The following is a 291-nucleotide window of genomic DNA, read 5'->3' as shown; positions in this document are numbered from 1 at the left end:
CTAGAGAAGATGACGCACCAACCCATTGATCCTGCACAGGGCGTCCTGATCAGCGATCTACAGAATTTGGGTCGCGAGTTCCGGATGTTTGTGGTTGACGGGGAAGTGATCGACATTGCTGAGTATCGCAATCGTGGGCACGTCCAGCACAAGAAGGTGTACGCGCAGGACGCAGACAAGCTTCGCGCGTATCACAAGACGGTGCACCATCCTACGGCACCGCGTGCGTATGTCATGGATGTTTGCGAAGTTGTCGAAGATGTGGCAGATTTGCGCATCGTTGAGCTGAAC

Annotated in this window: 1 protein-coding gene; it reads left to right on the top strand. The window is 54.3% G+C overall.

Annotation, left to right across the window (positions count from 1 at the left end; genetic code table 11):
- A partial coding sequence (locus tag AC1RO3_RS09070) for an ATP-grasp domain-containing protein (RefSeq protein WP_481764093.1) occupies nucleotides 1-291 on the top strand: 291 nt, incomplete at both ends.

Source organism: Dellaglioa sp. CoH-57-MRSF-19 (assembly GCF_056781975.1).
The sequence above is the reverse complement of the archived record's forward strand: the minus strand, read 5'-3'. Positions and strand labels throughout refer to the sequence as shown.